This window comes from Pseudoxanthomonas suwonensis (genome assembly GCF_000972865.1).
GTDB lineage: Bacteria > Pseudomonadota > Gammaproteobacteria > Xanthomonadales > Xanthomonadaceae > Pseudoxanthomonas > Pseudoxanthomonas suwonensis_B.
In genome coordinates this window covers 1,166,773-1,191,273 of the sequence record NZ_CP011144.1, presented here as the reverse complement: position 1 = coordinate 1,191,273, position 24,501 = coordinate 1,166,773, and the positions used below count along the sequence as shown (strand labels likewise).

20 protein-coding genes and 1 riboswitch are annotated in these 24,501 nt (G+C 70.0%); of the genes, 12 read left to right on the top strand and 8 right to left on the bottom strand.

Annotated elements, in window-relative coordinates; translation table 11 throughout:
• Window positions 1-83: 83 nt before the first annotated feature.
• From WQ53_RS05105 to ilvC, 3 genes are read right to left on the bottom strand one after another with little or no spacing between them, the layout of a single operon-like run.
• Complete coding sequence (locus tag WQ53_RS05105; protein ID WP_052631055.1) at window positions 84-374, bottom strand: ACT domain-containing protein; 291 nt, start codon at window positions 372-374, stop codon at window positions 84-86.
• Window positions 358-2,151, bottom strand: a complete 1,794-nt coding sequence (ilvG, locus tag WQ53_RS05100; protein ID WP_052631053.1) for an acetolactate synthase 2 catalytic subunit — start codon at window positions 2,149-2,151, stop codon at window positions 358-360. The genes WQ53_RS05105 and ilvG overlap by 17 nt, the downstream gene beginning before the upstream one ends.
• Entirely contained in the window at window positions 2,148-3,176 is a 1,029-nt protein-coding gene (gene ilvC, locus WQ53_RS05095) for a ketol-acid reductoisomerase (RefSeq protein ID WP_052631051.1), read from the bottom strand. Before ilvC ends, ilvG begins: the two co-directional genes overlap by 4 nt.
• A 486-nt stretch (window positions 3,177-3,662) precedes the next feature.
• Between ilvC and ilvD the strand changes: the two genes are divergently transcribed.
• The 10 genes from ilvD to WQ53_RS05050 all read left to right on the top strand — a co-directional run bounded on the left by ilvD (window position 3,663) and on the right by WQ53_RS05050 (window position 16,776).
• Window positions 3,663-5,519 (top strand): dihydroxy-acid dehydratase, encoded by a 1,857-nt coding sequence (gene ilvD, locus WQ53_RS05090; RefSeq protein WP_052631049.1) that lies wholly within the window; start codon window positions 3,663-3,665, stop codon window positions 5,517-5,519.
• A gap of 5 nt (window positions 5,520-5,524) precedes the next feature.
• Window positions 5,525-6,376: a phosphate/phosphite/phosphonate ABC transporter substrate-binding protein gene (locus WQ53_RS05085; RefSeq protein WP_158497809.1), complete on the top strand. Its 852-nt coding sequence runs from the start codon at window positions 5,525-5,527 to the stop codon at window positions 6,374-6,376.
• Between the two features lie 93 nt (window positions 6,377-6,469).
• On the top strand, window positions 6,470-7,507 hold the full coding sequence (locus WQ53_RS05080) for a hypothetical protein (RefSeq protein WP_052631045.1): 1,038 nt from the start codon (window positions 6,470-6,472) through the stop codon (window positions 7,505-7,507).
• 80 nt (window positions 7,508-7,587) lie between these two features.
• A complete protein-coding gene (gene ggt / locus WQ53_RS05075; RefSeq protein WP_052631043.1) occupies window positions 7,588-9,309 on the top strand; it encodes a gamma-glutamyltransferase in 1,722 nt (573 codons plus the stop codon).
• Between the two features lie 116 nt (window positions 9,310-9,425).
• Window positions 9,426-10,763, top strand: coding sequence for a glycoside hydrolase 5 family protein (locus WQ53_RS05070; protein ID WP_052631041.1), 1,338 nt, complete (start codon window positions 9,426-9,428; stop codon window positions 10,761-10,763).
• Between the two features lie 202 nt (window positions 10,764-10,965).
• A riboswitch (TPP riboswitch) is annotated at window positions 10,966-11,073 on the top strand.
• 139 nt (window positions 11,074-11,212) lie between these two features.
• Window positions 11,213-13,090, top strand: coding sequence for a phosphomethylpyrimidine synthase ThiC (gene thiC, locus WQ53_RS05065; RefSeq protein ID WP_052631039.1), 1,878 nt, complete (start codon window positions 11,213-11,215; stop codon window positions 13,088-13,090).
• A gap of 284 nt (window positions 13,091-13,374) precedes the next feature.
• On the top strand, window positions 13,375-13,959 hold the full coding sequence (locus WQ53_RS05060) for a DUF4136 domain-containing protein (RefSeq protein ID WP_052631037.1): 585 nt from the start codon (window positions 13,375-13,377) through the stop codon (window positions 13,957-13,959).
• Window positions 13,956-14,117: a hypothetical protein gene (locus WQ53_RS17135; RefSeq protein WP_173427203.1), complete on the top strand. Its 162-nt coding sequence runs from the start codon at window positions 13,956-13,958 to the stop codon at window positions 14,115-14,117. Before WQ53_RS05060 ends, WQ53_RS17135 begins: the two co-directional genes overlap by 4 nt.
• Window positions 14,118-14,120: 3 nt before the next feature.
• Window positions 14,121-14,807 carry an ion channel gene (locus WQ53_RS05055; protein WP_052631036.1) on the top strand — a complete coding sequence of 229 codons (687 nt, stop codon included), beginning with the start codon at window positions 14,121-14,123 and terminating at the stop codon, window positions 14,805-14,807.
• 79 nt (window positions 14,808-14,886) lie between these two features.
• Window positions 14,887-16,776, top strand: coding sequence for a sulfotransferase (locus WQ53_RS05050; RefSeq protein ID WP_052631034.1), 1,890 nt, complete (start codon window positions 14,887-14,889; stop codon window positions 16,774-16,776).
• A 34-nt stretch (window positions 16,777-16,810) separates the two neighbouring features.
• On the opposite strand, the gene WQ53_RS05045 is transcribed toward WQ53_RS05050, so the two are convergent.
• The 3 genes from WQ53_RS05045 to WQ53_RS05035 all read right to left on the bottom strand — a co-directional run bounded on the left by WQ53_RS05045 (window position 16,811) and on the right by WQ53_RS05035 (window position 20,910).
• On the bottom strand, window positions 16,811-17,917 hold the full coding sequence (locus WQ53_RS05045; RefSeq protein ID WP_052631032.1) for an HDOD domain-containing protein: 1,107 nt from the start codon (window positions 17,915-17,917) through the stop codon (window positions 16,811-16,813).
• Window positions 17,918-18,181: 264 nt separating this feature from the next.
• The gene (ppa, locus tag WQ53_RS05040) at window positions 18,182-18,715 is read right to left on the bottom strand and encodes an inorganic diphosphatase (RefSeq protein ID WP_052631030.1); all 534 of its coding nucleotides are present in this window, start codon (window positions 18,713-18,715) and stop codon (window positions 18,182-18,184) included.
• Between the two features lie 143 nt (window positions 18,716-18,858).
• Window positions 18,859-20,910: a sodium-translocating pyrophosphatase gene (locus tag WQ53_RS05035; protein ID WP_052631028.1), complete on the bottom strand. Its 2,052-nt coding sequence runs from the start codon at window positions 20,908-20,910 to the stop codon at window positions 18,859-18,861.
• A 277-nt stretch (window positions 20,911-21,187) separates the two neighbouring features.
• Between WQ53_RS05035 and WQ53_RS05030 the strand changes: the two genes are divergently transcribed.
• The gene (locus WQ53_RS05030; protein ID WP_052631026.1) at window positions 21,188-21,739 is read left to right on the top strand and encodes a hypothetical protein; all 552 of its coding nucleotides are present in this window, start codon (window positions 21,188-21,190) and stop codon (window positions 21,737-21,739) included.
• On the opposite strand, the gene WQ53_RS05025 is transcribed toward WQ53_RS05030, so the two are convergent.
• Window positions 21,740-22,108, bottom strand: a complete 369-nt coding sequence (locus WQ53_RS05025) for a DUF4440 domain-containing protein (RefSeq protein WP_052631023.1) — start codon at window positions 22,106-22,108, stop codon at window positions 21,740-21,742.
• A 16-nt stretch (window positions 22,109-22,124) separates the two neighbouring features.
• Entirely contained in the window at window positions 22,125-23,393 is a 1,269-nt protein-coding gene (locus WQ53_RS05020; protein WP_052631021.1) for a 6-phosphofructokinase, read from the bottom strand.
• Between the two features lie 151 nt (window positions 23,394-23,544).
• Here WQ53_RS05020 and WQ53_RS05015 point away from each other — a divergent pair, with 151 nt between their 5' ends.
• Window positions 23,545-24,111, top strand: coding sequence for an adenylate kinase (locus tag WQ53_RS05015; protein ID WP_052631018.1), 567 nt, complete (start codon window positions 23,545-23,547; stop codon window positions 24,109-24,111).
• Window positions 24,112-24,501: the final 390 nt, after the last annotated feature.

Sequence of the window (24,501 nt, the reverse complement as noted above, 5' to 3'; positions counted from 1 at the left end):
TGGGCGATGGCGAAGAAGGCACCTCCGCACCACGGCCTCCGCAGGGGCGGCCGTGACGAAGCGGGAAGCGGACGCGCGCGCGATCACGGCGCGACCTCCGCGGCAGCGGCTTCCAGCGGGCTGGCTTCGATCGGGCCGGCTTCGATCGGGCTGATCTCCACCGACTCGCAGTCGTACACCTTCTGCAGCTGGCGCTTGAGCGTCTCGGCCGGACGGCCGCCGTCGACCACCAGCTGCAGGTGCCAGCGGCCGTCGCCGTCGTCGGAGCCGCCGCTGATCGCCTGCGGCGCGAAGCCGCGGCGCTCGGTCATCCCGATCACCCGGACCAGCGCGCCTTCGACGGGCTTCAGCACCAGGTCAAGCCGGTAGCGCATGCGCGGACTCCGCCTTCTGCTCGTTGGGGTTGGACTCCAGCATCGTGCTGTTGGCGGTGTTCGGCGGCACCAGCGGCCAGACGTTGGCGCGCGCGTCGATCGCCACGTGCAGCAGGCCCGGGCCGGGCGATGCCAGCAGCGCGGCCAGCGCGTCCTCGACCTCGGCGCGCTTCTCGATCCGGGTGGCGGGGATGCCGCACACCTGGGCCAGCGCGGCGAAGTCCGGGTTGTCGGACAGGTCGATCTCGCTGTAGCGCTTGTCGAAGAACAGCTCCTGCCACTGCCGGACCATGCCCAGCGAGCTGTTGTCCAGCAGGATCATCTTGATCGGCAGCCGGCAGCGCGCCACCGTCACCAGCTCCTGCACGTTCATCATGAAGCTGCCGTCGCCCGAGACCAGCACCACCGGCCGCTCCGGGCAGGCGAATTGCGCGCCCATCGCCGCCGGCAGGCCGAAGCCCATCGTGCCCAGCGCGCCGGAAGTCAGGTGGTTGCGCGGGTGGGTGAAGCGGCAATGCTGCGCGACCCACATCTGGTGCTGGCCGACGTCGCAGGCGACCACCGCGTCCGGCACCAGCTCGCTGACCCGCTTCAGCAGCGCCGGCGCGTAGATGTCCTGGCCGGGGGCGTCGTAGCGGGCGGCGTGGCGCTCGCGGTTCCTGGCGCAGCGCCGGCGCCAGTCACTCTGCGAGTCCTTCGCAAGAGCCGGCACATCCATGTGCCGGGATTCAACGGGAAAGCCCACTCGATACTGAGCCGCCAAGCCGGCCGTGAGCGCACGCAGGCCGACGGCCACGTCGCCGGGCAGGGCGACGTCGGCGGTGCGCAGCTTGGAGATCTCGTAGGCGTCGGCGTCCAGGTGGACCACCCGGGCGAACGGCGCGAACTCGGCCAGCTTGCCGGTGGCGCGGTCGTCGAAACGCGCGCCGACCACCACCAGCAGGTCCGACTCCTGCACCGCGATGTTCGCCGCGCGGGTGCCGTGCATGCCCAGCATGCCCAGGAACTGCGGGTGGTTGCCCGGCAGCGCGCCCAGGCCGCGCAGGGTCAGCACGGTCGGGATGCGGGTGGCCTCGACGAACTGGCGGAACTCGTCCACCGCGTCGGCGATGCCGATGCCGCCGCCGCCGTAGATCACCGGTTTCTCGGCCGAAGCAATCGCGGCGATCGCCTCGGCCAGCGCCGCGTCGGCCGGCGCCGGCTCGCGCTCGACCTGCGCCGGCACGTGCACCGGCAGGTGGGTGGCGCCGCCGACCTGCACGTCCTTGGGCAGGTCGATCAGCACCGGACCGGGCCGGCCCTCGCGGGCCAGGCGGAAGGCTTCGCGCAGCACGTGCGGCAGGTCGTCGACCCGGCGCACCAGGAAGCTGTGCTTGACGATCGGCATGGTCATGCCGAACACGTCCAGTTCCTGGAACGCGTCGGTGCCCAGCAGCGGGGTGGCGACCTGGCCGGTGATGCAGACCATCGGCACCGAGTCCAGCAGCGCGTCCGCTATCCCGGTCACCAGGTTGGAGGCGCCGGGACCGGAGGTGGCCACGCACACGCCGACCTTGCCGCTGGCGCGGGCATAACCATTCGCGGCCAGCGCCGCGCCCTGCTCGTGGCGGACCAGGATGTGGCGCAGGCCCGAGTCCACCAGCGCGTCGTAGAACGGCATGATCGCGCCGCCCGGGTAGCCGAAGATCGTGTCCACCCCTTCGGCTTCCAGCGCGTGCGCGACCCAGGCCGCGCCATTGCGCAGCCCGGCCGCCGCGGTCGGGGCGTCGGCGTTCATGCGGCGGCGGACCTCGGCGCCGTGGTGTCGTCGGTGTCGGGCTGGCTGGCATTGGCCTGCAGCCACACCATCTTGGCGCGCAACTGCTTGCCGACCTGCTCGATCGGGTGGTCCAGGTCGGCCTGCTTGAAGCGCTTGTAGTTCGGCAGGCCGGCTTCGTATTCGGCGACCCAGTTCTTGGTGAAGGTGCCGTTCTGGATGTCGGTCAGCACGTCCTTCATCCGCGCCTTGACGCTGGCGTCGATTACCCGCGGGCCGCTGACGTAGTCGCCGTACTGGGCGGTCTCGGAGACGAACTCGAGCATGCGGGTGATGCCGCCCTCGTAGAACAGGTCGACGATCAGCTTCAGCTCGTGCAGCACCTCGTAGTAGGCGATCTCCGGCTGGTAGCCGGCCTCGACCAGGGTCTCGAAGCCGGCCTGGACTAGCGAGGAGGCGCCGCCGCACAGCACCGCCTGTTCGCCGAACAGGTCGGTCTCGGTCTCTTCCTTGAAGGTGGTCTTGATGATGTTGGCGCGGGCGCCGCCCAGGCCGGCGGCGTATTCCAGCGCCAGCTGCTCGGCCTTGCCGGACTTGTCCTGGTGGACGGCGTAGATGCACGGCACGCCGCGACCGATCTCGTACTCGCGGCGGACCAGCGCGCCCGGGCCTTTGGGCGCGACCAGGACCACGTCCAGGTCCGCGCGCGGGGCGATCATGCCGAAGTGCACGTTGAGGCCGTGCGCAAACAGCAGGCAGGCGCCGGGCTTCAGGTTCGCGGCCAGCACCTCGTCGTAGAGCTTCTTCTGGACCATGTCCGGGGTCAGCACCGCGACCAGGTCGGCGTCCTTCACCGCCTCGGCGGGCGTCTTGACCACGAAGCCGTCGGCCTGGGCCTTGGCCTCGGTCGGACCGCCCGGACGCAGGCCGACGGTCACGTCGAAGCCGGAGTCGCGCAGGTTCAGCGCGTGCGCGCGGCCCTGGCTGCCGTAGCCGACGATCGCGACGCTTTTGATAACGGCCTGGGGAGAGGTGCTGCTGGTCATGGCGGGGTCCTGTGCGGTGGCGTGATGGGTGAGGGGTGGAAGGCGAAGCGGTGGAATGTGCCGTAAACGATTTGTTTCTGCTGATAATTTCCGGCGCCGATCGCGGCCAACAAAAAACCCCGCGCCTTTCGGTGCGGGGTTTTGCGAATCTGGCGTCCTGTTTCTGCTTACGCGCCGGTTCGTCCCGCACCTGGTGGCGAGGTAATAAGGACGAGGACGACAAGCGACGCCGCGTCGTGGGGCGCGTTGCGGTCGGTGGTTGGTGGCGTGTGGCGATGCAGCATGAGACGGAGGAAAGCACGCGGATTCGCGGCTTGTCAAGCGGTCCGGGGGCGTGCGCTACTGTTGCAACTGCAACCGTGGACACGCTGCACAATCGCAGCACAATCCGGGCCAATCCACTGCATTCAGGGTCCGCCGCACGCAGGTGCGCCGGACCATTCCGATCCCACCCCCACGCGCCAGCGTCCGCCAGCGTTCCCGACGATGCCCGACTACCGTTCCCGAACTTCCACCCACGGCCGCAACATGGCCGGCGCGCGCGCGCTGTGGCGCGCCACCGGCATGCAGGACGAGGATTTCCACAAGCCGATCGTCGCCATCGCCAATTCCTTCACCCAGTTCGTGCCCGGCCACGTGCACCTGAAGGACCTGGGCCAGCTGGTGGCGCGCGAGATCGAGCGCGTCGGCGGCGTGGCCAAGGAATTCGACACCATCGCGGTGGACGACGGCATCGCCATGGGCCACGACGGCATGCTGTATTCGCTGCCCAGCCGCGAGCTGATCGCCGACGCGGTCGAGTACATGGTCAACGCGCACTGCGCCGATGCGCTGGTGTGCATCTCCAACTGCGACAAGATCACTCCCGGCATGCTGATGGCCGCGCTGCGGCTCAACATCCCGACGGTGTTCGTCTCCGGCGGGCCGATGGAGGCGGGCAAGACCCGGCTTTCGGATGGCACGGAGGCCGGCCACAAGCTCGACCTGATCGACGCGATGGTGATGGCCGCCGACCCGAACGCATCCGACGAGCAGGTCGCCGCGGTCGAACGCAGCGCCTGCCCGACCTGCGGCTCGTGCTCGGGCATGTTCACCGCCAACTCGATGAACTGCCTGACCGAGGCGCTGGGCCTGTCGCTGCCGGGCAACGGCACGGTGCTGGCCACGCATGCCGACCGCGAACAGCTGTTCCTGCGTGCCGGGCGCACCGCGGTGGAGCTGTGCCACCGCTGGTACGGCGCCGAGGATCCGAGCGCGCTGCCGCGCGGCATCGCCACCTTCGCCGCGTTCGAGAACGCGATGACCCTGGACATCGCGATGGGCGGTTCGACCAACACCATCCTGCACCTGCTGGCCGCCGCGCAGGAGGGCGAGGTGCCGTTCGGCATGCGCGACATCGACCGCCTGTCCAAGCGCGTGCCGCAGCTGTGCAAGGTCGCGCCGAACACGCAGAAGTACCACATCGAGGACGTGCACCGTGCCGGCGGGATCATGGCAATCCTGGCCGAGCTTTCGCGCGGCGGCCTGCTCGACACGTCGGTGCCGACCGTGCACGCGAAGACCCTGGGCGAGGCGATCGCGAAGTGGGACGTGACCGCCACCGCCGACGAGGCGGTGCACACCTTCTACAAGGCCGGTCCGGCCGGGATCCCGACCCAGGTCGCCTTCAGCCAGGCCACGCGCTGGCCGTCGCTGGATGCCGACCGCGCCGAAGGCTGCATCCGTGACGTGGCGCATGCCTATTCCAAGGAGGGCGGCCTGGCCGTGCTCCACGGCAACCTCGCGGTGGACGGCTGCGTGGTGAAGACCGCCGGCGTGGACGAGTCGATCCACGTGTTCGAGGGCAACGCGCGCGTGTACGAGAGCCAGGACGCGGCAGTGAAGGGCATCCTCGGCGACGAGGTACGGGCCGGCGACGTGGTGGTGATCCGCTACGAAGGGCCGAAGGGCGGGCCGGGCATGCAGGAGATGCTGTATCCGACCAGCTACCTGAAGTCGAAGGGTCTGGGCAAGCAGTGCGCGCTGCTGACCGACGGTCGCTTCTCGGGTGGCACCTCGGGCCTGTCGATCGGCCACGCCTCGCCCGAGGCGGCGGCCGGCGGCGCGATCGGCCTGGTCCGCGACGGCGACCGCATCCGCATCGACATTCCGGCGCGGACCATCGACCTGCTGGTGTCCGATGCGGAACTGGCCGCGCGCCGCGCCGAGCAGGATGCGAAGGGCTGGAAGCCGGCGCAGCCGCGCCCGCGCAAGGTCAGCACCGCGCTGAAGGCCTACGCGCTGCTGGCGACCAGCGCCGACAAGGGCGCGGTGCGCGACAAGGCGCTGCTGGACGGCGTCTGAGCGCCGTGCGCTCCAGGCCGCGCGGCAGGACCTCGCTTGCAGGGCTCGCGCTGCTGCTGGCCTCGGTGGCGGCGACGGCCGGCGAGGTCGCTCCGTGGGTGGTCGCGACCTACGCCTATCCGCAGCGCGACCGCGCCGCGGCGGTCCAGCCGCTGGCGGACTACCTGGCCCGGCGCGGGCAGCATCCGGTGCAGGTGCGCGTGCTGCCTTCGCCGACCGCGCTGGTGGAAGCCTTGCGCGACGGACAGGTCGATGTCGCGGTGCCGAACCTGCACGGCTATCTCCAGGCGCGGCGTGGCCCCGGCGGTGTCGCCACGCTGCCGGTACCGGACGTGCCGGCAGCGCAGGCCGACCGTTACCGTGCGGTACTGGTGGCGCGCGACGAGGTCGATTCGATCGAAGCGCTGCAGCACCGGGCCGGACGCTTGCGCCTGGTGCTGGTCGGCAGGGATTCGGCGTCCGGCGGGTTCGTCCCGGCGCAGCGGCTGCATGAGCTGGGCCTGCGTCCGGCCTCGGACTTCGCGTCGTTGCACTATGCCGGTTCGCATGCGGCGGCGTTGCAGGCACTGGTCGACGGCGAGGCCGACGTCGCAGCGCTGGCCGCGGATGTCTACGACGCCTCGCGCCCGCAAGAGGTTCGCGAACTGTGGCGTTCCGCACCGATCCCGCCAGGCCCGTTGCTGTGCCGCGAATCGGCGCAGGTGCCCTGCGCGGCGATCGCCGGCTGGCTGCTCGAGGCCCACCGCCAGGATCCGGCGGTCATGGCGGGCCTGCGCGCGGGCTGGCCCGAGTTCGGCGACGCCTCGGCATTCACGCCGGCCCGGCCCATGCCGTTGCAGCTGCCCGGGGTCGACTGAGGTGCGCAGGCCGGTGGCGGGCCATGGCCGGTGCCGCGTCGGCGTGACCGAGTTGGCGTAGTCTGGCACCGGTTCCGGGACGGGGATCGTGCGATGGCATACCACGACGGAAGGGGACGGCTTGCCGCACTGTCGGCAGGCCTGCTGGTGGCGATGCTGGCCGGTTGCGCCGGGTTGGGGCCGACGCGGGTCGGGATCGACCGCATGGACTACACCGAGCGCCTGCGCGAGAGCGAGAAGGAGCAGCTGCTGAGCAACATCGTCGCGCTGCGCTACGGCGACGCGCCGATGTTCCTGGGCGTGAGTTCGGTCATCAGCCAGTACACGCGCGAGAGTTCGGGCGAGCTGACGGCCGCCCTCTCGCCGGGCACCGGCAACGACGCCGGCTCGGTCGGCGGCGCGGTGGTGCTGCGCGAGACGCCGACGGTGACCTACACGCCGGTGACCGGCGACCGTTTCTCGCGGCACCTGCTGGCGCCGCTGCCGCCGGCCGCGGTGCTGGCGATGATGGAAGCGGGCTGGGCCTCGGACCTGCTGTTCCCGCTGGCGGTGCGCTCGGTCAACGGTGTGGGCAACACCAGCCGCGCGCCGCTGTTCGAGCAGAAGGCCGACGACGACTTCGCGGAAGTCGTGGCCGTGCTGCGGCGGCTGCAGCGCACCCAGGCGCTGGCCGTGCGGGTGCGGCAGAAGGAGGAGACGTTCTCGGCGCTGGCGCGGGTGCGTCCGGCGCTGACCGCGCAGGAGGAGGCCGACCTGCAATACCTGTCCGAGCGGCTGGGGATCCGGCGCGGCGTGGGCGAGCTGCGGGTGGTGTTCGCCACCTATCCGCACGACACGGACGAGCTGGCGATCGCGACGCGTTCGATGTTCGAGATCCTGATGGAGCTGGCGCAGGGCGTCGAAGTGGAGGGGGTGCCTGTTTCGCCGGAGCCGTCGCTGGTGCGGATCCGCAGTGGCATCGCGGCGCCGGCCGACGCGCACGTGGCGGCGCAGTTCCGCGGCCGCTGGTACTGGATCGACGGCCACGACGAGGCTTCCAAGCAGATGTTCCTGATCACCCAGGTGATGCTGTCGATCGCCGACACCGGCGGCGGCGCCGGGTCGCCGCTGGTGACGATCCCGGCCGGCTGAGCGCAACCGGCGACGGGAGTCTGGTCGCCGGCGTGGCGTGATCGGCTATCTTTCCGGAAATCCCGTTCCGGTCCGCGCCCATGTCCATGCTCCGTATCCTGCTGTGCGCCGCACTGCTGCTGCCGGCCGCCGTCCCCGCCGCCGACCGCATCACCGGCGAACTGTTCGCCACCCGCTCGGAGGTGATCGCACCGCACGCGATGGCCGCCACCTCGCACCCGCTGGCCACCCAGATTGCACTGGACGTGATGCGGCAGGGCGGCTCGGCGATGGATGCGGCGATCGCCGCCAACGCCGCGCTGGGACTGATGGAGCCGACCGGGAACGGCATCGGTGGCGACCTGTTCGCGATCGTGTGGGATCCGAGGACGAAGCGGCTTTACGGCTACAACGGTTCGGGCCGCTCGCCGCAGTCGCTGACCCTGGACGAGTTCCGGCGTCGCGGCCTGGCCGAGATCCCGCCCACCGGACCGCTGCCGGTATCGGTGCCCGGAGCGGTCGACGGCTGGTTCGCGCTGCATGACCGCTTCGGCCGCCTGCCGATGGCCGACAACCTGGCACCCACCATCCGCTATGCCCGCGAAGGCCACCCGGTGCACGAGGTGATCGCCTACTACTGGGCACGTTCGGTGCCGCGGCTGTCGCAGTACCCGGGCTTCAAGGAGCAGTTCACCATCGACGGCCGCGCCCCGCGCAAGGGCGAGATGTGGAAGAACCCGACCCTGGCCGACACCCTGCAGAAGATCGCCGAGAGTGGCCGCGACGCGTTCTACAAGGGCGAGGTCGCCCGCACCATGGATGCCTATTTCAAGGCCAATGGCGGCTTCCTGTCCTACGAGGACCTGGCCGCGCACCAGGGCGAGTGGGTCGAGCCGGTGTCGACCAACTACCGCGGTTACGACGTGTGGGAGCTGCCGCCCAACAGCCAGGGCATCGCCGCGCTGCAGATGCTCAACGTGCTGGAGGGCTACGACTTCTCGAAGATCCCGTTCGGCTCGCCCGAGCACGTGCACCTGTTCGTCGAGGCCAAGAAGCTGGCCTTCGCCGACCGTGCCCGCTTCTACGCCGACCCCGCGTTCCAGCCGGCGCCGGTGGCGAGGCTGGTGTCCAAGGAATACGCAGCGCAGCGTCGCCAACTGATCTCGCCGGACCGCGCGCTGCGCGAGGTGCAGCCGGGCACGCCGAGGCAGCTGGAGGAGGGCGACACCATCTACCTGACCACGGCCGATGCCGACGGCATGATGGTCTCGCTGATCCAGTCCAACTACCGCGGCATGGGCAGCGGCATGGCCCCGCCGGGACTGGGCTTCATCCTGCAGGACCGCGCCGAGATGTTCGTTCTGGCCGGTTGCGATGCCGAGCCGCGCCATCCGAACTGCTACGCGCCGGGCAAGCGCCCGTTCCAGACCATCATCCCGGCGTTCATCACCAAGGACGGCAAGCCGTGGGTCAGCTTCGGCGTGATGGGCGGGGCGATGCAGCCGCAGGGCCACGTGCAGATCGTGATGAACCTGGTCGACTTCGGCATGAACCTGCAGGAGGCCGGCGACGCGCCGCGCATCCAGCACGAGGGTTCGACCGAGCCGACCGGGCAGAACACGGCGATGAGCGACGGCGGCGAGGTCAACCTGGAAACCGGGTTCCCGCACGAGACGGTGCGTGCGCTGATGCGCAAGGGCCATCGCATCGTGTCCGCCGACGGACCGTTCGGCGGCTACCAGGCGATCCTGCGCGACCCGGACAGCGGCGTGTATTTCGGCGCCTCGGAGAGTCGCAAGGACGGGCACGCCGCCGGCTATTGAGCCGCGCCGTGGCGCGGAATAGGTGATATGCGCGGTGCGCATGTGCGCCCGCAGCGTGTATGGTCCGCCTGATCCGTGTGGAATCGCGGACCGGCCGTCGACGGGGAGTCTCACGCATGCGCATGTCTGGATGGTTCGTTGCCGGCCGCGTCCGGCTCGCGGTGTCATGCCTGTTGCTGCTGGCGGCGTTCGCCGCCTCGGCGGCCGAACAGTCGGGGTTCGTGAAGGTCGAAGGCGCGCGCTTCGTGCTCGACGGCAAGCCCTACCGCTTCGCCGGCGCCAACTTCTGGTACGGGGCCTACCTCGGCGCCCCCGACGGCATCGGCGACCGCGAGCGCCTGCGTGCCGAGCTCGACCAGCTCAAGGCCGCCGGGATCGACAACCTGCGCGTGCTGGCCATGTCCGAGGCCAGCGGCTTCAAGCGCGGGGTGAGCCCGGCGATCATGTCCGAGCCGGGCAAGTACGACGAGGACCTGCTGCAGGGCCTGGACTACCTGCTGGCGGAGATGGCCCGCCGCGACATGAAGGCGGTGCTGTACCTCAACAACTTCTGGCAGTGGTCCGGCGGCATGTCGCAGTACGTGTCCTGGGCCACGGGCGAGCCGGTGTTCGATCCGGACACCACGGGCGATTGGAACGGCTTCATGCAGAACTCGGCGCGCTTCTATGCCATCGCCGAGGCGCAAGCGTGGTATCGCGATGCGATCCGCACCGTCGTCGGCCGCACCAACGGCATCACCGGCGTGGCCTACGTGGACGATCCGACGGTGATGTCCTGGCAGCTGGCCAACGAGCCGCGTCCGGGCAGCGACAAGGACGGGCACCCCAACTTCCCCGCCTACCGGGAATGGATCCACGACACGGCCGGGCTCATCCGTGGCCTGGCGCCGAAGCAGCTGGTCAGCACCGGCAGCGAGGGCGCGATGGGCTCGCTGCGCGACATCGACCTGTTCGTCCAGGCCCACCGGACCCCGAACGTGGATTACCTCACCTTCCACCTGTGGCCGTCGAACTGGAGCTGGGTCGACCACGACGACCCGGCCGCACGGCTGGAATCGGGGCTGGCAACCTCGCTGGCCTACATCGACGAGCACATCGACGTGGCCGGGAAGATGGGCAAGCCGATCGTCCTGTCGGAGTTCGGCCTGAACCGCGACGGCGGCGCGTTCTCGCCCGAATCCGGGGTGCAGGCGCGCGACCGTTTCTACGCGGCGATCTTCGACCGGCTGCTGCAGCGGATGCAGGCCGGCGACGCCATCGCCGGCTCCAATTTCTGGGCCTGGGGCGGCCGCGGCCGCACCACCAACCCCGACTGGATGTGGAAGGCCGGCGACCCGTTCACCGGCGACCCGCCGCAGGAGGCGCAGGGCCTGTTCTCGCTGTTCGACAGTGATGCCTCGACCCTGGAGATCGTATCCAGCCACGCCCGCGCGGTGCGCGCGCTGGCGCCCTGAACCGGCCGCCAGGGAATATCTGAACACCTGCCGTCATCCCCGCGCAGGCGCGGATCCAGTGCCTTCAAGTCGTTGAAGGCAAAGTCCCTGGATTCCCGCCTGCGCGGGAATGACGGCAAAAGTCGAGTTGTTCGGACCTTCTCCAAGCGGCCGGAATCACGGCGGTGGCCCTGCCCGCCACCCGCCGCCTGTGGTCTAATGCTGGCGGAAGCGGGGGTACCGCCGGCGCCGCAACGGGCCGAAGGTTGAGACAGTCCCTTGGAACCTGATCCGGCTGATACCGGCGTAGGGAAGCTTTCGCAGGACCTTCGGCCCGATCGACACGTGCGATCCCGTCCGTCCTGTGTCCGCCCGCTCCGGGCGACCGGCCGCGTCGCGACCCGCACGCGCGCCGATCGCCGTGGACCGCACTCCGGTGCGGCGATTCCCGACCGAGCGGACACCCCAGCATGAACGCCATTCCTGCCTCGCTGATCCAGCAGACCGAGCAGCTCTCCGAATCCGTGACCCGGCCGATCCCGGGCTCGCGCAAGATCCACGTCGAAGGCTCGCGCCCGGACCTGCGCGTGCCGATGCGCGAGATCGCGCTGACCCGCACCCCGACCATATTCGGCGGCGAGGACAACCCGCCGGTCACCGTGTACGACACCTCCGGCCCGTACAGCGACCCGGAGGCACGGATCGACCTGGCCGCCGGTCTGCCGGCGCTGCGCGCGCAGTGGGTCGCCGAGCGCGGCGATACCGAGCTGCTGCCGGCGCTGTCCTCCGAGTTCGGCCGCGCCCGCGAGCACGACCTGAAGCTGGCGGCGGTGCGCTTCCCCGGCCGGGTGCTGCCGCGTCGTGCCAGGGCCGGGGCGAACGTCACCCAGATGCACTACGCGCGCAAGGGCATCGTCACCCCCGAGATGGAGTTCGTGGCGATCCGCGAGAACCAGCGGCTGGAGGCGGTGCGCGACGCCGGCCTGCTCGCCCAGCACCCGGGCGAGTCCTTCGGCGCCAGCATCCAGAAGCTCATCACCCCCGAGTTCGTGCGCGACGAGATCGCCCGCGGCCGCGCGATCCTGCCCAACAACATCAACCACCCGGAAAGCGAGCCGATGATCATCGGCCGCAATTTCCTGACCAAGATCAACGCCAACATCGGCAACTCCGCGGTGTCTTCCGGCATCGCCGAGGAGGTGGAGAAGCTGGTCTGGGCGATCCGCTGGGGCGGCGACACGGTGATGGACCTGTCCACCGGCAAGCACATCCACGAGACGCGCGAGTGGATCGTGCGCAACTCGCCGGTGCCGATCGGCACGGTGCCGATCTACCAGGCGCTGGAGAAGGTCGACGGCCGCGCCGAGGAACTGACCTGGGAGATCTTCCGCGACACGCTCATCGAACAGGCCGAGCAGGGCGTGGACTACTTCACCATCCACGCCGGCGTGCTGCTGCGCTACGTGCCGCTGACCGCCAAGCGGGTGACCGGCATCGTCAGCCGCGGCGGCTCGATCCTGGCCAAGTGGTGCCTGGCACACCACAAGGAGAATTTCCTCTACACCCACTTCGAGGACATCTGCGAAATCATGAAGGCCTACGACGTGGCCTTCTCGCTGGGCGACGGCCTGCGCCCGGGCTGCATTGCCGACGCCAACGACGCGGCCCAGTTCGGCGAGCTGGAGACGCTGGGCGAGCTCACCAAGATCGCCTGGAAGCACGACGTGCAGACCATGATCGAAGGCCCCGGCCACGTGCCGATGCAGCTGATCAAGGAGAACATGGACAAGCAGCTGCGCGAGTGCGGCGAAGCGCCGTTCTACACGCTCGGGCCGCTGACCACCGACATCGCGCCGGGCTACGACCACATCACCAGCGCGATCGGCGCGGCGATGATCGGCTGGTTCGGCACGGCGATGCTGTGCTACGTCACCCCCAAGGAACACCTGGGCCTGCCCAACCGCCAGGACGTGCGCGACGGGATCATGGCCTACCGGATCGCCGCCCATGCCGCCGACCTGGCCAAGGGCCACCCGGGCGCGCAGGTGCGCGACAACGCGCTGTCCAAGGCGCGCTTCGAGTTCCGCTGGGAGGACCAGTTCCACCTCGGCCTGGATCCGGAGAAGGCCAAGGAGTTCCACGACGAGACCCTGCCCAAGGACGCGCACAAGCTGGCCCACTTCTGCTCGATGTGCGGCCCGCACTTCTGCTCGATGAAGATCACCCAGGACGTGCGCGACTACGCGGCCGAGCACGGGGTCGACGAACAGGCGGCGCTGGCGGCGGGGATGGAGGAGAAGTCGGCGCAGTTCCGCGAGCAGGGCGGGGACATCTACCGGGTGAGTTAGGAATGGTCGGGGCTGCAGCCGTCATCCCGCACAGGCGGGAGGCGCCGCAGCCCGACGGCCGGTCCCCGGCGACCTGCACACGGCTGCACTGGATGATCCGCCATGCGGCGGCTGAGATGCGCCACCTGCCTGCGCGGGGATGACGGCATCCAGGAGCAGGCGCGTCTCCCCGCCTGGCCCGCCGCGGTCGGGAGGGGGTGTCCGCCAGTACAGGACACGCGGCGTAGACAAGGCCGTGCTAGCGTTGATCGACCCTCGAGAGGCTACCGGTCTAGGGAGGCGGCATGCGCACGATCCGAACCCCCGTTCTGGCCTGGCTGGCCGTGCTGGCGCTGCTGCTGGCCGGCTGCGCCAGCGGACCCACCGTCCGCGTCGATACCGATCCGGAAGCGGACTTCAGCCGCTACCGCAGCTGGGCGTTCTACGAGCCCATCGCGATGGAGGCCCACGGTTACTCCAGCTACACCACCGAACGCGTGCGCGCGGCGATCCGCCGCGAGATGGACGCGCGGGGTTATGCCTACGATCCGGCGTCGCCCGGCCTGCGGGTCAATTTCCAGGGCATCGTCGAGGAGAAGACCGACGTCTACACGGTGCCGCGCACCGACTTCCAGTACTACTACAGCTACCGGGCGCGCAGCTATGTCGCCGTGCCGGTGTGGTACGACGAGGCGCAGGTCAGCCGCTACCGGCAGGGCACCCTGACCGTGGATCTGGTCGATGCCGGGCTCAACCGCCTGGTGTGGACCGGCTCGGCGGTCGGCCGCGTCACCAGGAAGACGCCGGAGGAACGCGCGACCGAGATCGACGCGGCGGTGGCGGCGATCTTCGCGCAGTATCCCTACCAGGCAACGGGGCGGACACCATGAGCGGCACCGGCGTAGTCAAGGCGGGCGTGGGCTTCGGCACGGCCCTGGCCATCACCATTTCCTGGACGGCGAACAAGTCGCTGCTGTGGGTGATCATCCACGGCATCCTCGGCTGGATCTACGTCGTCTACTACGCGCTGGTCCACCACTTCGGCTGAGCCATGCGCGTATTCCTGCGCCGGCGCTGGATGGTGCACGCCAGGCGCCATCCCTCGGCGTGGCTGCTGCTGGCGCAGCTGCTCGGGCTGCTGCTCTACCCGGCGCTGGACGGCATCGCCTGGGGATCGGTGCTGCTGAGCGTGTTCGGCATGGGCGTGCTGGCGCTGGCGCTGTGGGTGGTCAACCGCAGCCCGGTGCTCAACTGGATCGCATGGTGCCTGGCGGTGCCCGCCGCGGTGCTCATCCTGCTGGCGGTGGGGTTCTGGGACGGGCGCTTGCTGGCGATCGGCCTGGTGCTGGAGGGCGCGCTGTACCTGTACACCGCGCTGGGCCTGATCGCCTACATGCTGCAGGACCACGAAGTGACCAGCGACGAGCTGTTCGCCGCCGGCGCCACCTTCACCTTGCTGGCCTGGGCGTTCGCTTTCGCCTTCTCGGTCTGCCAGATCTGGTATCCGGGCAGCTTCACCGCCGCGCTGCATCCGGAGACGCAGCGCAGCTGGATGGAACTGCTGTCGCTGAGCTTCAGCATGCTCTCTGGCGTGGGCCTGAGCGACATCATGCCGGTGCGGCCGCAGGCGCGGGCGCTGGTCATGCTCGCGCAGTTCGTCGGGGTGATGTACATCGCCCTGGTGGTGTCGCGGCTGATCGGGCTGAGCATCCTTAGGCAGACCCGCCGACCTTCCTGAACGGGCCGTGCCGACCGGCACTGTGTCGTGACGACGACCTTTGCCACACTGGCGCGCCTGCCGTCCCCGATGCCCGCCCATGAAGCTGCAGGTTCCGTTCCTCCAGTTGCCCATCCTGTTCGACGCCCCCGCGCTGGCCGCGGAGGTGGCTGCGGTGGACACGCGCTGGTGGCGCGGCCGCACGCAGCGCGATGACGGCAACAGCGCACTGACCCTGATTACCACCCACGGCGACCCCGACAGCGACGAGCTCGGCGGCCCGATGCGGCCGACCCCGGTGCTGGCGCAGTGCCCGTACCTGATGCAGGTGCTGGAAGCGCTGGGCGCGATCTGGGGACGGGCGCGGCTGATGCGCCTGTCCGGCCAGGCCGAGGTGCGCGCGCACGTGGACATCAACTACTACTGGCGCGAGCGGATGCGCGTGCACGTGCCGATCGTGACCACGCCCCCGGTGCGTTTCCAGTGCGGCGAGGGCGAGATCAACATGGCCGCGGGCGAATGCTGGATCTTCGATACTTGGCGACGCCACCGCGTGCTCAACGGCGGCGACGACACCCGCATCCACCTGGTCGCCGACACCGTCGGCGGCGAACGCTTCTGGGACCTGCTGGCGCAGGCGCGCCCGCCGGGCGCGCGTGGACCGGACTGGCGGCCGGCGCGGATCGCGCCGCGGCCGGGTCTGGCAGCGCCAGTGCTGGAGTTCGAGAGTTTCAACGCGCCGAAGGTGATGTCGCCGTGGGAACTGCGCGAGCACATCGTGTTCCTGCTCGGCGAGGCCGTGCCCGATCCGCGCCTGGCGGCGATCCAGCAGGCACTGCTGCGCTTCGCCAGGCGTTGGCAGGCGCTGTGGGCCGCATACGCCGACGGTGACGAGGGCCTGCCGCGCTACCGGCGCCTGCTCGACGGCATCCGTGGCGAACTGGAGGCGCTGGGCGCCGGCCAGATCGGCCTCAAGAACGAACTCGGCTTGCTCCAGGCGCTGGCCGCGCACGTGTTCGACATGGCGGTGGCCACGCCGGCCGAGGCGGGCGACGAATCGCGGATGGACCGCCATGGCGACCCGGGCACCGGCGTGCACGCCGGTGCGGCAGCGGTGCCGCTGCGCGCCACGGAGGCCACGGCGGTCGAAGGGGCGCGCGATCCGCTGTTCGAGCGGCCGCTGTTCATCGTCAGTCCGCCGCGCTCGGGTTCGACCCTGCTGTTCGAGACCCTGGCCACCGCGCCGGGTCTGTATTCGCCGGGCGACGAGAGCCACGCGCTGATCGAAGGCATCCTTGGACTGGCGCCTTCCGCCCGCGGCTACGATTCCAACCGGCTGCTCGCCGAAGATGCCACCGCCGCGGTGGCGACGGCCCTGCGCGAGCGTCTGTTCCGCCAGCTGCGCGACCGCGAAGGCCGGGCCGCCGCCGGCGCACCGGTGCGGGTGCTGGAGAAGACGCCGAAGAATTCGCTGCGCATCCCGTTCCTGCGTGCGATCTTCCCTGAGGCCCGGTTCGTGTTCCTGTACCGGGATCCGCGCCAGGTGCTGGGCAGCATGATCGACGGCTGGCGTTCGGGCGATTTCGCCATGTATCCGCGGCTGCCTGGCTGGGAGGGGCCGACCTGGTCGTTCCTGCTCACGCCGGGCTGGCGCGAGGGCAGCGGCCGGCCGCTGGAGGAGGTGGTGGCACGGCAATGGGCCAGCGCCACGCGCGTGCTGCTCGACGACCTGCGGGGGTTGCCGTCCGGCAGCTGGACCACGATCCGGCACGAGGCTTTCGTCGCCGACCCGCAGGCGGGCGCCGAGCGCCTGTGCGGGTGGGCCGGACTCGGCTGGGACCGCCGCCTGGATGCGGCGCTGCCGCTGTCGCGCTACACGCTGACTCCGCCGGATCCGCAGAAATGGCGCCGCCACGAAGCGGCGATCGAGGCGCAGCGGGCGTTGTGGGACCCGGTGGCGCGACGCGCCGAAGCGCTGCTGGACGGCTGATTGCCAGCCGCGGCGCGGCGGCGGTTGGATCGGATCAGGCAGCGACCGGCACGGCGGTCAGCGACTCGGCGTAGTCGCGCCATTCGCCCAGTCGCGCCATTGCGCCGGTGCGGCCCAGGTAGGCCTCGTCCGGTTCCTCGCCGGCGGCCAGCGCCATCGCCACGTGCACCGCGCCGGTGACCCAGAAGCTGCGGGTGCTCGAGCGCGACGGCGTGCGGTGGAAGGCCACCGCCTCGATGATCGGCATCGGCAGGCCCCACAGGCCCAGCAGGTAGGCGCCGGCTTCGGCATGGCCGGGGCGCTCGTCGCCCTCGGCCACCGGCTGGCGTTCGTCGCGCACGCCGGGCAGCAGCAGGCCGATGTCGGCCAGCAGCGCGGCGGTGGCGCCGAGCTCGGCGCTGGATTCGGGCAGCATGCGCTTGGCCAGCCGCGAGGCCAGCAGCGCGCGCTGCTGCAGGGCGGCACGGTCGATGCCGGCCGCGCCCGGCAGCGAGAACACCTCGCTGGCCAGGACCAGGTCGCGCAGGGTGGCGATGCCCAGGCGGGTCACCGCGGCGCGCAGGTCGGTGATGGTGCGGCCGTTGGAGAAGTAGGCCGAGTTGCACAGCTGCAGCACCTTGGCCGCGATCGCCGGGTCGCCGGCGACCAGGCCGGCGATGTCGGCGGCGCTGGTGTGCTCGTCGGTTTCCAGCGCGCTCATCAGGCGCAGGTACAGCTGCGGCGGGGAAGGCAGCTGTTCGACCCGGCCGATGCGCTGGCGCAGGGCCGGGTTGTCGAGCAGCTCGCGCAGTTCCTCCAGGCTGCCGATCGCCTCCAGCAGCAGCTCGGGTGCGAGTGGCGCGGGCAGGAAGCGGTGGGCCAGGCCGATGATCCGCGCCGGCGGGTTCTGGCTGCCGTCGATCACCGCCACGCGCGAGGCTTCGGCGCGCAGGGTGCGGACCTGGCCGAGCAGGGTGGCCGGCGGCATGTCGGGCAGCGACGGCGCGACCAGGATCACGTCGACCGGGACGGCCGCCACGCGCGCCATGGCGCTGCCGGCGTCGTCGGACCGTTCCACCTCCCAGTCCTGTCCCAGTTCGGACACCAGCTCGACCAGGGTGGTCGGGAACACGGCTTCATCGCCGACGAACAGAATGCGCACGTAAACCTCCCTGGGGGACTCGGGAACTGGCGTGCACCGGCGGATGCCGGACGCTCGTGTCCCGGTATCGGTCAGGTTGGCCGGAAGTTGAGTGCGGTGGGAGGACGTGGTGCGGCGGGCATGCGGATCTGTGCGCCAGTTCCGCTTTGCCTGTGCGCGGGACGCCGGAATCCGGGCCCGCTCGCGGCTCCCGGGCGGCTGCCTGGAAAGGGTGCCCGGAAGGGAAGGGCGCCGGCCATGCGGCCGGCGCCGGTCACGGCGCGGTCAGGCCTGGTCGGCCGCGCGCTGCATGGAATCGCGCAGGATCCGCTTCGCTTCCTCGGCGTTGCCCCAGCCGTCGAGCTTGACCCACTTGCCCTTCTCCAGGTCCTTGTAGTGCTCGAAGAAGTGGCCGATGCGCTCCAGCCAGTGCTGCGAGACCTGCTCGATGTCCTCGACGTGGGCATAGCCGGAGAACACTTTGGCCACCGGCACGGCGAGGATCTTCTCGTCGCCGCCGGCCTCATCGGTCATCTTCAGCACGCCGACCGGGCGGCAGCGCACCACCGAGCCGGGGATCAGCGGCAGCGGCAGCACCACCAGCACGTCGGCCGGGTCGCCGTCGCCGCACAGGGTGTTGGGCACGTAGCCGTAGTTGCACGGGTAGCGCATCGGGGTGGAGAGGATGCGGTCGACGAAGATCGCGCCGCTTTCCTTGTCCACTTCGTACTTGACCGGCTCGGAGTCCTTCGGGATCTCGATGATGACGTTGATTTCGTCCGGCGGGTTGCGCCCGGCATTGACCTGGTCGAGGCCCATCTTGCTGCTCCGTGGGAACGCGGTTGAAGAGGGCGGGCATTTTACGCTCTTGGGTGCTGCGGCGCACAAACGACTTTCGTCGGGCCCGGAAAAGACGAAGCCCCGGCAAGGGCCGGGGCTTCGCTTCCTTCCGTATCAATGAGTTACAGCAGCGGAACCAGTAGCAGCGCGACGATGTTGATGATCTTGATGAGGGGGTTGATCGCGGGGCCCGCGGTGTCCTTGTAGGGATCGCCGACGGTGTCGCCGGTGACCGCGGCCTTGTGCGCCTCGCTGCCCTTGCCGCCGAAGTGGCCGTCCTCGATGTACTTCTTGGCGTTGTCCCAGGCGCCGCCGCCAGTGGTCATCGAGATCGCCACGAACAGGCCGGTCACGATCGTGCCGATCAGCAGGCCGCCCAGCGCCTTGATGCCCGCGCCGGGGCCCATCAGCCAGTTCATGCCGAAGGCGACGATCACCGGCACCAGTACCGGCAGCAGCGAGGGCACGATCATTTCCTTGATCGCGGACTTGGTCAGCATGTCCACCGCCCTGCTGTAATCGGGCTTGCCGGTGCCTTCCATGATCCCGGGGATCTCGCGGAACTGTCGGCGGACTTCCTCCACCACGCTGCCCGCGGCACGGCCCACGGCCTCCATCGCCATCGCGCCGAACAGATAGGGGATCAGGCCGCCGATGAACAGGCCGATGATCACCGCCGGGTCGGACAGCTCGAAGCTGAAGACCGTACCGGGGTTGTTCGCTTCGAGGTTGTGCGTGAAGTCGGCGAACAGGACGAGTGCGGCAAGGGCTGCCGAACCGATCGCGTAGCCCTTGGTCACCGCCTTGGTGGTGTTGCCGACCGCATCCAGCGGGTCGGTGACGTTGCGTACCTCCGGCGGCAGCTCGGCCATCTCGGCGATGCCGCCGGCGTTGTCGGTGATCGGGCCGTAGGCGTCCAGCGCCACGATCATGCCGGCCATCGACAGCATGGCGGTGGCGGCGATGGCGATGCCGTACAGCCCGCCCAGCGCATGGGCGCTCCAGATCGCCGCGCACACCGCGACCACCGGCAGCGCGGTCGACTTCATCGATACGCCCAGGCCGGCGATGATGTTGGTGCCGTGGCCGGTGGTCGAGGCCTGCGCCACGTGCTTGACCGGGCCGTACTCGGTGCCGGTGTAGTACTCGGTGATCCACACGATCAGGCCGGTCAGGACCAGACCGATCAGCGCGCAGCCGTAGATCGCGGTGGCGCCGTGGGCGTTGTCGGCCATCAGCGAGGTGGTGATCGGCCAGAACGCGATCGCCGCCAGCACGCCGGACACGATCACGCCCCGGTACAGCGCGCCCATGATCGAACCGCCAGGCTTCACCTTGACGAAGAACGCGCCGACGATCGAGGCCACGATCGACACCCCGCCCAGCACCAGCGGATACAGCGCCGCGTTGCTGCCGGCCTCGTCCATCATCAGCCCACCCAGCAGCATGGTCGCGATCACCGTGACCGCGTAGGTCTCGAACAGGTCGGCGGCCATGCCGGCGCAGTCGCCGACGTTGTCGCCGACGTTGTCGGCGATCACCGCCGGGTTGCGCGGGTCGTCCTCGGGGATGCCGGCTTCGACCTTGCCGACCAGGTCGGCGCCCACGTCGGCGCCCTTGGTGAAGATGCCGCCGCCCAGGCGGGCGAAGATCGAGATCAGCGAGGAGCCGAAGGCCAGGCCGACCAGCGCGTGCAGGTTGTCGGTCTGGCTCAGGCCCAGCCGCTGCAACAGCCAGTAGTAGCCGGCCACGCCCAGCAGGCCCAGGCCGACCACCAGCATGCCGGTGATCGCGCCGCCGCGGAACGCCACGTCCATCGCCGGGCCGAGGCCGCGGCGCGCCGCCTCGGCGGTGCGCACGTTGGCGCGCACCGACACGTTCATGCCGATGTAGCCGGCCGCGCCGGACAGCACCGCGCCCACTGCGAAGCCGATGGCGGTGTACCAGTTGAGGAAGAAACCGACCAGCACGAACAGCGCTGCGCCGGCGACGGCGATGGTCAGGTACTGCCGGTTGAGGTAGGCGCGCGCGCCTTCCTGGATGGCAGCGGCGATCTGCTGCATGCGCTCGTTGCCCGCCGGTTGCGCCAGGATCCAGCGCGCGGACACGATGCCGTAGAGGATTGCGAGGACAGCGCACAGCAGTGCCAGCGCCAAACCGTATTGTTCCAGCATGAACCCCTCCCAAGGTTGGTCTATGTCGCCCAGGAGATGGACGAACAGAGGTACCGCGCCGGGCGAGCCGTGAAGCACTGGAACGGACTCGAAACCGAGGCGCGTATACCGTGTTCAACATCCCTGGATGTGGGCCGAGTATGACCGCAGCGCCGGCCCGAAGGCCACACGGCGTTCATGGAGGCGATGACAGGATCGGGGCTCCCCCATGCGATGGATGTCCCGGTTCGTGAACCCGATCACCCCTTCCACGTCCGGCGAACACTGGGCCCGGGCCATGGCCGTGGCCCGCGCGCAGCGGCGCCAGGCCGAGATCTTCCGCCAGGCCGTGCTGCTGGCGGTGCTGGTGGCTGTCGCCGCGGTGGCCGCTCCGCTGCTGGCGCAGCCGGACACGCCCGAGCGCGAGCGGACTGGCACGCCGCAGGCGGTCGGCGCGGTGCATACCGTGCGCACCATCCCGGAAGCCTGCACCCGGCTGGAGGGCGTGTTCACCGGCGATCGAGCGCAGCCGTACCGGCTGGACGCGGTGCGGACGGCGCCGGCTTGCCAGCCGCGCGCCCGCTACGTCGACTTCGCCGAGGCCGCGCCTTCGGAGAGCCAGGGCTGGGTCCTCAAGGACGCAATCCGGATCCCCGACGCGTCGTGTCCCTCGCGGCAGGCAGTGGTTCGGGTCTGGCACCAGCCGGTCGAGCAGACGCTCGAGCGCGACGGCCAGGGCCAGGTGCGGATCTACCTGCAGGACGCGCAGAAGCAGGCCGCAGCGGGCGACATGCGGCCGCTGCCGCAGTTCGGCGCGCAGCTGGAGGTCGAGGGAACGCCGTGCCGCTGATCAACCGGCTTCCGGCGTGCCCTGGTGGTAGTACAGCTGCCAGCCTTCGCCGGTGCGGGCCCACAGCGAACAGCGCAGCGCGGGATTGAGCCGGACACCATCCGCGGCGACTTCCTCGGAACGGTAGTGCAGCAGCGCCCAGCCGTCGGCCAGCGGCTGCAGGCGATGGCCGCTGGCGACGACTGCAGGCCGTGCCGCTGCGGAAGCCAGGAAGTCGATCACCACCTCGCGCGCGTAACGCCGACCGGACCTGCCGACCTCGTGGAACTCCGGATGCAGCAGCCGCTCCAGCCGCGGGCGCGCGAACGCGCGGCCGGGGTGGTGCAGTTCTGACTCCAGCGCGGTCAGTTCCGCCAGCAGTTCGTCCATGGAGGCGACTAGTCGCTCAGCCTTCCCAGGCCGGCAGCTTCTTCTTCACCGGCACGTTCTTCAGGGTCACGTACTTCGGCAGGCCGTCGCGGCCATAGGGCAGCGGCGCCTCGCCGCGGATCAGCGGCTCCAAGTATTCGCGCGCCTTCGCCGTGATGCCATAGCCGTCCTTGCGCAGGAAGCTGGCCGGCATGGTCTTCTCGTGGTTGGCGACCTTGTGCAGCGGCGCCGGCTCGATCTTCCAGCGGTAGGGCGTCGAGGAAGTGCGCACGATCACCGGCATCACCGCGTTCATGCCCTTGAGCGCGTACTGCACCGCGGCCTTGCCGACCGCCTGTGCCTGTTCCCAGTCGGTCTTGCTGGCGAGGTGGCGCGCCGAGCGCTGCAGGTAGTCGGGCAGGGTCCAGTGCACCTTGTAGCCGAGCCGGTCCTTGACCTTGCCGGCCAGGTAGGAGGACACGCCGCCGAGCTGGGCATGGCCGAAGGCGTCCTTGCCGCCGCCGGCGTCGGCGACGAATTTCCCGTCGGCGTCGCGGATGCCCTCGCTGGCCACCACCACGCACCAGCCGACCTTCTTCACCACCTTGTCGACCTGGGCCAGGAACGCGGCCTCGTCGTAGGCGCGCTCGGGGAACAGGATGATCTGCGGGGCGTCGTCCGGCGACTGCCCGGCGAGTCCGGCGGCGGCGGCCAGCCAGCCGGCGTGGCGACCCATGGCCTCGTAGACGAACACCTTGGTCGAGGTCTCGGCCATCGCGGCCACGTCCAGCGCGGCTTCGCGCACGGACACGGCGGTGTACTTGGCCGCCGAGCCGAAGCCCGGGCAGGTATCGGTCACCGCCAAGTCGTTGTCGATGGTCTTGGGCACGCCGATGCAGTGCAGCGGGTAGCCGAAGGCCTGGGCGAGCTGCGAGACCTTCCAGGCGGTGTCGGCCGAGTCGTTGCCGCCGTTGTAGAGGAACCAGCGCACGTCGTGCGCCTTGAGCACGTCCAGCAGGCGCTCGTACTTGGCCCGGTCCGCTTCCAGCGACTTGAGCTTGTAGCGGCAGGAGCCGAACGCGCCGCCCGGGGTGTGGGCCAGCGCGGCGATGGCCGCGGCCGACTCCTTCGAGGTGTCGACCAGTTCCTCGCGCAGCGCGCCGAGGATGCCGTTGCGGGCTGCCAGGACCTTGATCTTGCGCGCTCGCGCCTCGGCGATGACGCCGCTGGCAGTGGCGTTGATGACGGCGGTGACGCCGCCGGACTGGGCGTAGAGCAGCGTGCCGGACTGGGTGCCTTGGACCATGGTCGAAGTTCCTCGGGAGCGGGACATTCTTGGGACAGCACTGCCGGATGGGGTAAGCTGCACCGCGATGGTGCGGTGCAATGCGGCGGTGCGCAGGGACGGAAGTCTAGCGCCCCCGGCCGCCACGGAACATTTCTCCAGGGAGCAATCGATGCGACTGGTACTACTGGGCCCGCCCGGTTCGGGCAAGGGCACGCAGGCCGCGCGCCTGAAGGAAACCCTCGGCGTCCCCCACATCTCCACCGGCGACCTGCTGCGTGCCGAGGTGGCCGCCGGCACGCCGCTGGGGCTGCAGGCCAAGGAAGTGATGGCGCGCGGCGACCTGGTCTCCGACGAGATCCTGCTGGGCATGCTCGAGTCGCGGCTGGGTCGCGACGATGTGGTCGGCGGTTTCATCCTCGACGGTTATCCGCGCAACCTGGTCCAGGCCGGTGCGCTGGACGGGCTGCTGGCCAAGATCGGCCAGCCGCTGGACGCGGTGGTGCAGCTGGACGTGGGCACCGACCTGCTGGTCGAGCGCATCGCCGGTCGTGCGCAGGCCGAAGGCCGCGCCGACGACAACCCCGAGTCGGTGCGCAAGCGCCTGCAGGTCTACAACGATTCCACCGCGCCGGTGATCGGTTTCTACGAGAACCGCGGCACGCTGACCCGGATCGACGGCGTCGGCAGCATGGACGAGATCACCGCGCGGATCCTGGTGGCCCTCAAGGCCTCCTGACCCCCGAAGATCCGTCGAAACAGACGCGCGTCGCCCTCGTGGCGGCGCGCGTTTTTTGTTGACCGAAACTTCGGCAACCGCAACCGCAACCGCAACCGCAACCGCAAGGTCAAGAGCGCCGGATGTGGTTGGCTTCGGGCTGAGCCGCGGCGGGCCGGGAGTATTGCGGTCGTCTCGACGGCACATCCATGTGCCGACTCGCCGACGCGGCCATCCCTGGCCGCTGCCGCAATACTCCCGGCCCGCCACGTCTTCGGGAGCTTTGGGGTCGTGGCTCCGTTCGCAGGCGTTGAGCAGCGAACGGCTTTTTGTAGGAGCGGGCATGACCGCGACCCGACGCCGTCGGTCCAGGCGACGCCCCCGTGATTCCGACGCCCGTGTCGCGGTCAT